Source organism: uncultured Limnohabitans sp. (assembly GCF_937889215.1).
Lineage (GTDB): Bacteria > Pseudomonadota > Gammaproteobacteria > Burkholderiales > Burkholderiaceae_C > Limnohabitans_A.
Genome location: NZ_CALBEX010000433.1, coordinates 1 through 8,733, shown reverse-complemented (window position 1 = coordinate 8,733; position 8,733 = coordinate 1). Strand labels below are relative to the sequence as shown.

The window sequence follows — 8,733 nt, the reverse complement described above, 5'->3', positions numbered from 1 at the left end:
GCGCGGGTCGTTCAGGCCCATCAAGCGGCTCACAATCACCGCAAAACTGAGCGAACCCAGCACATAACTGACCAACACCACGGCCACCGGAATCAACGCATCCATCCAAAGCTCCCTTGTTCTTGTACGGGCGTCATTCTGCCAGTGCGCAGTTCACCGGCTGGGCGCCAAGCAAACGCACACACACCTGGGGGTCGATGCCCACCAGATAACCGCGCCTGCCGCCGTTGATGCAAATGCGCGGCAAGGCGAGGATGGTTTCTTCGATGAAAACCGGCATGGTACGTCGCGTGGCGAAGGGCGAGGTGCCGCCCACCAAGTAGCCGCTGAGCCGATTGGCCACCTCGGGCGCACAAGGCTCGACCGATTTCAAACCGATCTGCCGCGCCAGGTTTTTGGTGGACACCTTGCAGTTGCCGTGCATCAAGACCACCAAGGGTTTGGCGTCCTGGTCTTGCATGATCAAGGTTTTGACGACCGTAAAAGGGTCCATGCCCAACACCTGCGCGCTGTGCTGGGCCCCGCCGTGCTCCAGGTACTCGTAGGGGTGCTCGGTGAAACTCACCCCCTGCTGGCGCAAGAGTGCCGTGGCTGGGGTTTCGCTGACCTTGTCTTTTTTGGCCATCGCCTCAGATCACAAAGCGGGGTCGCGCATTTCCCAACGGATCTCGTCAATCGCCTTGAGCACCTCGGGCGTCAGCTGGGTGCTCCAGGCGGCCAAGTCTTCGTTCAGCTGCGCCAGCGACGTCACACCGATGATGGTGCTGGCCACACTCCAGCGGTGGTAGCAAAACGCCAGCGCCATCTGGGTGGGTGTCATGCCGTTGTCGCGTGCCAACTGGTTGTAACGGCGGGCAGCGGCCAAGGCCTCCGGGCGGCCCCAGCGCTGCTTGCGCATCGAGTCGTAGCGGGCAATGCGGCCGCCATCGGGCACCAAGGGGCCCTTCAAATCGTCGTGGTCATACTTGCCCGTGAGCAGACCAAACGCCAATGGCGAATAGGCCAGCATCGACACGTTCAGGCGGTAGCAGGTTTCGTCCAGCCCGTTGTCGTAAGTGCGGCTCACCAAGGCATAAGGGTTTTGCACCGTGGCCACACGGGGCAAGCCGTGCTGCTCGGCCAGGCGCACAAATTCGTGCACGCCGTAGGGCGTTTCATTGGACAGCCCGATGTAGCGCACCTTGCCCGCCTGAACCAGCTTGGACAGCGCTTCGAGCTGCTCGTGGATCGAGGTGCCTGGCTTGTCCTTGGCCGGGTCGAAATACGTCATGCCAAACACCGGCGCATGGCGCTCAGGCCAGTGGATTTGGTACAAATCGATCACATCGGTTTGCAGGCGGCGCAGGCTCGCGTCGCAAGCGTTGAGGATGTCTTGCCCGGTCATGCCCGTGCCCTCACGGATCCAAGGCATGCCCCGCGAAGGGCCGGCCACTTTGGTGGCCAGCACCAGTTTTTCGCGGGCACCGGGGTGCTTGGCGAACCAGTTGCCAATGAAGGTCTCGGTCGCCCCGCAGGTCTCAGCCGAAGCAGGAACGGCGTACATCTCGGCCGTGTCAATGAAGTTGATGCCAGCCTCCAGCGAGCGGTCCAGGATGGCATGGGCGTCGGCTTCGCTGACCTGCTGGCCAAAGGTCATGGTGCCCAAGCAAATGGGGGTGACTTGCAAATCGGACTGGCCGAGTTGAACGAGTTTCATGGTGTTTCCTGTGGATTTGGCAATGGTGAAAGGCAAGCCGCACTCGGGCTGGCCCAGTTGGGTCTTATTTTGTCACGGGTGGGCTCAGTTATTTGTCGCCGAAGCTCTCGCCTCCTCTTGCAAGCGCAGCACCCGGCGCTGCACTTTGCCCGTGGTGGTCATGGGCAGTTGGTCAATGAACTCGATCTCTTTGGGGTATTCATAAGGGGCCAGCAAACCCTTCACATGGGCCTGCAGTTCGCGGCGCACCTCGTCGTCAAAGCCGGCCTGGCCGGGCCCGACGGGCCTGCGGGCCAGCCAGTCGGGTGACAACACCACATAGGCCTTGACCAACGCCCCCCTGTCCTTGTCGGGCTTGGGCACCACAGCGGCGTTCTGCACGGCCGGGTGTTTGACCAGGCAGTTCTCGATCTCGCCGGGGCCAATGCGGTATCCGGCTGCTTTGAACATGTCGTCGGTGCGGCCTTGGTACCAAAGGTAGCCATCCTCGTCCGCCACCGCCATGTCGCCGGTGCGGCACCAGTTGCCTGTGTATTTGGCTTCGGTTGCCTTGTCGTTGTTCCAATAGCCCAAAAAGAACACCGGGTCTGGGTGACCGTGCACATCGAAGCGGTTCACCGCCACTTCACCCGGCGTGCCGACGGGGCACAAATGCCCAGCGTCGTCGATGACCGCGACCTGGTGACCCGGATAGCCTTTGCCCATGCTGCCGGGCTTGGCCGGCCACAGGCGGGTGCAGTTGCCCACCACGTAGTTGATCTCGGTCTGGCCAAACATCTCGTTCACCGTGACGCCCAGTTGCGCTTGGCAGTAACCAAAGACCGCATCGCCCACCGCTTCGCCCGCGCTCATCATGGCTTGCAGCTTCAGGCGGTAGCGGGCTTTGACATCGGGCACGGCCTTCATCATGGCTTTGAGCGCGGTGGGGAACAAAAAGGTGTGTGTCACGCCGTGGCTTTGCAAAATCTCGAAGGCCGCTTCGGGTGAAAAGCGCCCGTTGAAGGCCACGATGGGCCGACCAAAGTAGAGGCTCGGCAGCAAGGCGTCCATCAAGCCACCCGTCCAGGCCCAGTCGGCAGGCGACCAGAACACCGCTTTGGACGGGCGACTGGCATCCGCCGGGTCAAAACCAAACCAGTTTTGGCTGCACACAAAACCCGTCAAGTTGCCAATCAACGCCCGGTGCGGGATGAGTCCGCCCTTGGGGTTGCCGGTGGTGCCGCTGGTGTAGATCAGTACGGCAGGGTCGTCGGCCAAGGTGCTCACGGCTTTGAACGATGCGGCTTGGCTGGCCACGGCTTGCGCGTAATCCAGGTCGGCCAGCGGCCCGGCCTGCCCCACGCCGATCAGGCTTTGCAAGCCGGGGCATTCGGGGCGGGCCTGCTGCAAGGCCTGAATGGTGGATTCGTCGCACACGGCCACACGGGCCTGGCTGTCGTTGATGCGAAAGGACAGCGCCTCGGGGCCGAACAACATGGACAGCGGCATGGCCACCGCGCCCATTTGCAGCACCGCCATGTAGGCCACAGCCGTCTCAAAGCGCTGGGGCAGCACAATCGCCACCCGGTCACCGCGCCGCACGCCTTGGCCCTGCAGCACCCGGCTCAGGCGGTTGGCCGCGCTTTGCAACTGGCCAAATGTCCAGCTTTGGCCCAAGCCCTGCCCGGCCACATGTTCACGGATGGCGGTGCGCCTCGCCGTGGCGGGCCGCGCAGCCCACTGGCCGCAGCAAGCTTGCGCCATGTTGAAGCGCTTGGGCACTTTCCAACCGAAACCTTGGTGAATGGCCGCATAGCGGTCGGCGCTTGGCGGGAGGGTGTGGTCCTGGTTGCGACTGACGCTCATCGTGTGTCTCCTTATGATCGAAAGTATGTACCAAGTTCAACGCCAATCACAAAGCCTGATGGTGCCGCTGCGCGGCTGCCGCTACCACGTCCGCCAATGGGGCACGCCCCAGCCAGGTGCCACCCCTTTGGTTCTGGCCCACGGCTGGATGGACGTGGCCGCTTCCTGGCAATTCATGGTGGATGCTTTCAGCGAAGCCTATGCACAGCAGCGCCCGATCATTGCCATGGATTGGCGCGGCTACGGCCTGACCGAAGCCCCAAGCACAGACAGCTATTGGTTCCCCGACTACCTGGCCGACCTGGACGCCCTGCTCGACACCCTGTACCCCGGCCAAGCCATTGACCTGGTGGGCCACAGCATGGGCGGCAATGTGGTGATGATGTATGCCGGCGCTCGCCCCCAGCGGATTCGCCGACTCGTCAACCTCGAAGGCTTTGGCCTGGCCGCCACCCAGTCTGAACAAGCCCCGGCCCGCATGGGCCAGTGGCTCGATGAAGTCAAAAAACAGCGCGCTGGCGACAACGACCTCAAACCCTACCCCGATGCGGCGGGTGTGGCGGCCCGCTTGATGAAAACCAACCGCCGACTGGGCCAAGGCCAAGCCGATTGGTTGGCCCAGCACTGGGCACAGGTGGGCCCGGATGGCCAGTGGCGAATTTTGGGCGACGCGGCGCACAAGGTGGTCAACCCTTACCTGTTTCAAGTCAATGAGGCCTTGGCGATGTACCGGAACATTCGTGCACCCGTGTTGGCGGTAGAGGCCTCGGATGACTCGCTGAGCCAGTGGTGGAAGGGCAAATACACTTTGGCTGAGTTTCATGAACGGCTGAAGGCCGTGGCCGTGTTGGAAAAAGCCGTGATTGATGACGCGGGCCACATGTTGCACCATGACCAGCCCCAACAGTTGGCTGCATTGATAGAAAAATTCACAGCGTGAAAGACTCTAGAATTCGATCGACTCCAATTTCAGCCTCTGACCCGCCATGCCCTTGACCTCCCCCCTCCGATTGATCTCGACCGTGGCTTTGACCGCCGCCTGCACGCTGGCTCAGGCCGAAACGGCGCAACGCTTCTGCCCTGAATTTTTGGCGGTGCAAGGCGCGCCCGCGCCAGACCACCGGGGTGAAATCACGTTTTCGCCTTACACCTTTCACTGGAGCAAAAGCGGTGAACACAAAAAACTTGGTGCTGGTGGCGATCGACGAGCAACTGCCCGGCAACCGTTTGTGTGGCATCAGCTTTTTCAGCAACTCTTTTGGCCAGCCCACCGTTTATGCGTACGCCGGCCAACAGTTCAACCACCTGCTGGGCGTGCCCCAACTGTTTGCCAAAGTCACGGCTGGCTTGATGTACGGCTATGTTGCCCCTTACGAAGACAAAGTGCCCCTCAACTACCGTGGTTTTTCGCCTGCCATCATTCCCGCGCTGGGCTACAAGCTGACACCCCACGATTCGGTGCAAGTGAAATTGTTGGGCGCGGCGGCCGTGATGTTCTCTTACGGCCGAAGCTTCTGAGGGGCAAAGCATGGTTTTGCAGCCCAAGTCATGAGAAAATGTCCGGTTTACCGAACCGGACATTTTTCCCATGGACGCAGAACACATCAACCAAATTGGCGCATCCCTCACAGACCTGACCGCTCGTACCCACGAGTTACGGGGGTATCTTTGACTACGATGCCAAATCTGAACGGCTGAGAACCGTCAACGCATCGCTCGAAGATCCCTCGGTCTGGAATGATCCGAAAAAAGCCCAAGAATTGGGCAAAGAGAAAAAAGCCCTCGATGGCGTGGTGGTCACCATCACCAACCTGACCCGCGAGTTGGCCGACAACCTTGAACTGTTCGAGATGAGCAAGGAAGAAGGCGACGACGACGGTCTGCTGACCATCGAGGCAGAAACCGCCAAGCTGACCCAGCTCGTTGAAGACTTAGAGTTTCGCCGCATGTTCCGCCACGAGGCCGACCCGCTCAACTGCTTTGTTGACATCCAGGCGGGCGCTGGTGGCACCGAAGCCTGCGACTGGGCCAGCATGCTGCTGCGCCAGTACATCAAATACGCCGAGCGCAAGGGCTTCAAGGCCACGGTGGAAGACGAAACGCCGGGCGACACCGCGGGCATCAAGGGCGCGACCATCAAGATCGAGGGCGAGTACGCTTTTGGCCTGCTGCGCACCGAAACCGGCGTGCACCGCTTGGTGCGCAAAAGCCCGTTTGACTCGTCGGGCGGCCGCCACACCTCATTCGCCTCCTTGTTTGTTTACCCCGAGATTGATGATTCGATCGAGATCAACATCAACCCGGCTGACGTGCGCACCGACACCTTCCGCGCCAGCGGCGCGGGTGGTCAGCACATCAACAAGACCGACTCTGCGGTGCGATTGACGCACATCCCCACGGGCATTGTGGTGCAGTGCCAAGACGGCCGAAGCCAGCACAGCAACCGCGATGTGGCTTGGCAACGCCTGCGCTCGCGCTTGTATGACTTTGAAATGCGCAAGCGCATGGAAGAGCAGCAAAAGCTGGAAGACACCAAGACCGATGTGGGCTGGGGTCACCAGATCCGCAGCTATGTGCTGGACAACAGCCGCATCAAGGATTTGCGCACCAACGTCGAAATTTCGGCCACCCAAAAGGTGCTCGATGGCGACCTCGATGCGTTCATCGAAGCCTCACTGAAACAAGGCCTCTGATCTGCTCAGACCTCAACAAAAACGGAGTTAGTGATGCGTGAAGGACAACCCACCGCGATCCAGCGCGAGGCGTACACCGCCCCGGCTTTTTGGGTCGACACCGTCGATCTGACCTTTGATCTGGACCCGGCCAAAACCCGTGTCCTGAACAAAATGCGCCTGCGCCGCAACCCCGACGTGACGGCTCAGCCGCTGCGTCTGGACGGCGAAGACCTGAATTTGGCCCGCGTGTTGGTCAACGGCGGTGGTACCTCGTTCAAGATGGACGGCAATCAGTTGGTGCTGGAGAACCTGCCCGAAGGCCACGAGCCCTTCGATCTGGAAATCTTCACCACCTGCAACCCCGAGAAGAACACCCAGCTGATGGGCTTGTACGTCAGCCAGGGCACCTTCTTCACGCAATGCGAGGCCGAGGGTTTTAGACGCATCACCTATTTCCTGGACCGCCCGGACGTGATGGCCAGCTTCACCGTCATGCTGCGCGCTGACAAGGCCAAATACCCTGTGCTGCTGAGCAACGGCAACCTGGTCGAGCAAGGTGCGCTGGAGGACGGCCCCAACGGCCTGAGGCATTTTGCCAAATGGGTCGATCCGCACAAAAAGCCCTGCTATTTGTTCGCACTGGTCGCCGGCCAATTGGTGGCCCGCGAGCAACGCATACTGAGCCGCTCGGGCACCGAACACTTGCTGCAAGTGTTCGTGCGCCCCGGCGATCTGGACAAGACCGAACACGCGATGAACTCGCTCATGGCCAGCGTGGCTTGGGACGAAGCCCGCTTTGGCCTGCCGCTGGACTTGGAGCGCTTCATGATCGTCGCCACCAGCGACTTCAACATGGGCGCGATGGAAAACAAGGGCCTGAACATCTTCAACACCAAATACGTGTTGGCGAACCCGGCCACAGCCACTGACGCAGACTTTGGCAACATCGAAAGCGTGGTGGGCCACGAGTACTTTCACAACTGGACCGGCAACCGCATCACCTGCCGCGACTGGTTCCAGCTGTCCCTGAAAGAAGGCCTCACGGTCTTTCGCGACCAGGAGTTCAGCCAAGACATGGCGGGCGAGACGAGTGCCCGCGCCGTCAAGCGGATCGAAGACGTGCGTGTCCTGCGTACCGTGCAGTTTGCCGAAGACGCCGGCCCCATGGCCCACCCGGTGCGCCCCGACAGCTATGTCGAGATCAACAACTTCTACACCGTCACCATCTACGAAAAAGGCTCCGAAGTCGTACGCATGATGCAGACCTTGGTGGCCAGCCCCGCTGACCTGCAAGGGCGTGACGGCTTTGCCAAGGGCATGAAGCTCTACTTTGAGCGCCACGACGGCCAGGCGGTGACCTGCGACGACTTTGCGCAAGCCATTGCCGACGCCAACCCGGACTCGGCGCTGGGGCAAAACCTGAGCACCTTCAAGCGCTGGTACAGCCAGGCGGGCACCCCGCGCCTGCAAGCGCGTAGTGTCTACAACGCGGCCGAGCGCAGCTACACCCTCACGCTCAGCCAAAGCTGCCACGCCACACCCGGCCAGGACAGCAAACAGCCCTTCGTGATCCCGGTCACGCTGGGCCTGCTCAGCCGCGACGGCAAGCCACTGCCCCTGCAGTTGGCCGATGCCGCCGATGCGTTGCCACAGCGAACCGTGGTCCTGACCGAAGCCAGCGCCAGCTACACCTTTGTGAACATCGACAGCGAACCTGTGCCATCACTGCTGCGCGCCTTCAGCGCCCCGGTGGTGCTCGAAGACGGCCTGAACGCCGATGACCTGCTGATCTTGCTGGCCCACGACAACGACCCCTTCAACCAATGGGAAGCAGGCCAACGCTTGATGCTCCAAAGCGCGCTCGATGCTGTCCAGCAAAACAAGGACTTGACAGGCCAGCCCGTGCTGTCTGAGGCCTTGGTGAGCGCTTTGCGCAATGTGCTGCGCCACCCCACGCTGGATGCTGCATTCAAGGACTTGGCACTCACGCTGCCCAGCGAAAACTACATCGCCGACCAGCTGGATGTGGTGGACCCACAGCGTGTCCATGCCCTGCGTGAAAACATGCGCCTGCAACTGGCCACAGCCTTGCAAGCCGACTGGGATTGGGCATGGCACGCGCACAAACACAACGGTGCCTACAAGCCCGATGCCCAGTCCAGCGGCCGCCGCGCTCTGGCGGGTCTGGCCATGGGCATGCTCTGCGTGGCCGCCGTGCACAGCGGCGATGCCATCACACCTGGGCGCGTTTACCAACAGTTCAAAGACGCCAGCAACATGACCGACCGCTTCAACGCGCTGTCGGCCCTGGTGGTCAGTGGTCATGGGCTGGCACAAGACGCCTTGGCCTTGTTCCACAAAATGTTCCAGCACGAGGCCTTGGTCATCGACAAATGGTTTGCCCTGCAAGCCAGCGCACCCGACCGCGGCGGCGACGTGCTGCCCCGCGTGCGCCAGCTCATGCTGCACCCAGACTTCAGCCTGCGCAACCCCAACCGCGCCCGCAGCCTGATTTTC

At 61.4% G+C, this 8,733-nt stretch carries 7 protein-coding genes and 1 pseudogene; 4 read left to right on the top strand and 4 right to left on the bottom strand.

The window, feature by feature from the left end; all coding sequences use genetic code 11:
• The 4 genes and pseudogenes from Q0341_RS11065 to Q0341_RS11050 all read right to left on the bottom strand — a co-directional run.
• Positions 1 to 105: pseudogene (locus Q0341_RS11065) on the bottom strand (glycerol-3-phosphate acyltransferase); the annotation flags it as partial.
• A gap of 28 nt (positions 106 to 133) precedes the next feature.
• Positions 134 to 625, bottom strand: a complete 492-nt coding sequence (locus Q0341_RS11060; RefSeq protein ID WP_299513183.1) for an aminoacyl-tRNA deacylase — start codon at positions 623 to 625, stop codon at positions 134 to 136.
• Between the two features lie 9 nt (positions 626 to 634).
• The gene (locus tag Q0341_RS11055; protein ID WP_299513180.1) at positions 635 to 1,696 is read right to left on the bottom strand and encodes an aldo/keto reductase; all 1,062 of its coding nucleotides are present in this window, start codon (positions 1,694 to 1,696) and stop codon (positions 635 to 637) included.
• Positions 1,697 to 1,780: 84 nt separating this feature from the next.
• Positions 1,781 to 3,541 (bottom strand): AMP-binding protein, encoded by a 1,761-nt coding sequence (locus Q0341_RS11050; protein WP_299513177.1) that lies wholly within the window; start codon positions 3,539 to 3,541, stop codon positions 1,781 to 1,783.
• 25 nt (positions 3,542 to 3,566) lie between these two features.
• Here Q0341_RS11050 and Q0341_RS11045 point away from each other — a divergent pair, with 25 nt between their 5' ends.
• The 4 genes from Q0341_RS11045 to pepN form a co-directional block, all read left to right on the top strand.
• A complete protein-coding gene (locus Q0341_RS11045) occupies positions 3,567 to 4,481 on the top strand; it encodes an alpha/beta hydrolase (RefSeq protein WP_299513175.1) in 915 nt (304 codons plus the stop codon).
• A gap of 230 nt (positions 4,482 to 4,711) precedes the next feature.
• Positions 4,712 to 5,059, top strand: coding sequence for a hypothetical protein (locus Q0341_RS11040; protein ID WP_299513172.1), 348 nt, complete (start codon positions 4,712 to 4,714; stop codon positions 5,057 to 5,059).
• 70 nt (positions 5,060 to 5,129) lie between these two features.
• Positions 5,130 to 6,234 (top strand): peptide chain release factor 2 gene (gene prfB, locus Q0341_RS11035; RefSeq protein WP_299513170.1). Its coding sequence is split into 2 segments (ribosomal slippage): positions 5,130 to 5,210 and positions 5,212 to 6,234, totalling 1,104 coding nucleotides; the frame shifts between segments, so codons are not numbered across the junction.
• A 33-nt stretch (positions 6,235 to 6,267) separates the two neighbouring features.
• A partial coding sequence (gene pepN, locus Q0341_RS11030; protein ID WP_299513167.1) for an aminopeptidase N occupies positions 6,268 to 8,733 on the top strand: 2,466 nt, incomplete at its 3' end.

Coding starts and splice junctions, on each gene's coding strand:
- Q0341_RS11045 (WP_299513175.1), top strand. CDS start 3,567: ATGTACCAAGTTCAACGCCAATCACAAAGCCTGATGGTGCCGCTGCGC.
- Q0341_RS11050 (WP_299513177.1), bottom strand. CDS start 3,541: ATGAGCGTCAGTCGCAACCAGGACCACACCCTCCCGCCAAGCGCCGAC.
- Q0341_RS11055 (WP_299513180.1), bottom strand. CDS start 1,696: ATGAAACTCGTTCAACTCGGCCAGTCCGATTTGCAAGTCACCCCCATT.
- Q0341_RS11060 (WP_299513183.1), bottom strand. CDS start 625: ATGGCCAAAAAAGACAAGGTCAGCGAAACCCCAGCCACGGCACTCTTG.